Genomic DNA, 1,237 nt, shown 5'->3' on the forward strand with positions numbered 1-1,237 from the left:
AGCTGACCCATGGTGGAGATCGCGGTTCTCGGGGTTGATCTGGGCAAGAACAGCTGCAGCGTTGTAGGGCTGGACGCGGCTGGGCGGGTGGTCCTGCGACGGCGTCTGCACCGGGACGGGGTGGTGAGGCTGGCGGCAGGGTCGCGAGGGTGCGTGGTAGCGATGGAGGCCTGCTGCGGGGCGCACCACCTCGGCCGGAGGCTTCGCGAGGCAGGGCACGAGGTTCGGCTGATGTCGCCCGAGTACGTGCGGCCTTATGTGAAGGCGCAGAAGAACGACGACCGCGACGCGGAGGCGATCGCCGAGGCGGCGACCCGGCCGACGATGCGCTTCGTCGAGCTCAAGAGCGAGACACAGCTCGACATGCAGAGCCTGCACCGTGCGCGCGACCGGCTGGTGGGCGAGCGGACGGCGCTGATCAACCAGATGCGCGCCATCCTGCTCGAGCGCGGCATCACCGTGCCTCAGGGGCGGCGCAAGCTGGAGGTCTACCTCGAGGCCCTGCTGGCCGAGGAGCAGGTCCCGCTCAGCCCGCGAACGCGGCTGCTGGTGGAGGACCAACGTGCCGAGTGGCGCGAGATGGACCGACGGATCGAAGCCTTCGACGAGGAGTTCGCGGCCGAGGCCCGGAGCGACGAGGCCGCCCGTCTGCTGACCACCATTCCTGGCATCGGGCCGCTGAACGCGACCGCCCTGGTGGCGGCGATTGGGCGGGCCGAGACCTTCGGGCGAGGACGCGACCTTGCCGCCTGGCTGGGGCTGGTGCCGAGACAGATGACCACGGGGGGCAGGCCAAAGCTGCTGGGGATCACAAAGCGAGGCAACGGGTACTTGCGCAAGATGCTGATCCACGGCGCGCGAGCGGCGCTGCCGACACTGTCCAAGGGCGAGACCCCGCTCGGCGGGTGGTTGCGAGGCTTGGCCGCCAGGGCGCACGTGAACGCCGTAGTGGTGGCGCTCGCGGCCAAGCTGGCGCGGATCATCTGTGCCGTGCTGCGGACTGGGCAGCGGTTCGAGATGAAGGCGGCGACGGTGTCGTAGCCCAAGGGATCAGCCGTTTGCACTCACCCGGTGCGGGCGGCTGGATGAGGTCTGCGGGTGGTGGAAGCGAGATGGCCTGACAGTCGACCGGCGTTCTGAATACCTGGACACACGGATGGCGCTCAACGCCGCGAAATTTATGAGGACCAGGACGCGCGGATCTCCATCTTGGCCAGGGCGACGCCCTGTGACCGGA

Annotated in this window: 1 protein-coding gene; it reads left to right on the forward strand. The window is 69.0% G+C overall.

Features of this window, described 5'->3' with window-relative positions; genetic code table 11:
* Positions 1–12 precede the first annotated feature (12 nt).
* Positions 13–1,041: an IS110 family RNA-guided transposase gene (locus ACFFIC_RS29995; RefSeq protein WP_377057281.1), complete on the forward strand. Its 1,029-nt coding sequence runs from the start codon at positions 13–15 to the stop codon at positions 1,039–1,041.
* The last annotated feature ends 196 nt before the right edge of the window (positions 1,042–1,237 follow it).

Source organism: Muricoccus vinaceus (assembly GCF_042433125.1).
GTDB classification, from domain to species: domain Bacteria; phylum Pseudomonadota; class Alphaproteobacteria; order Acetobacterales; family Acetobacteraceae; genus Roseomonas; species Roseomonas vinacea.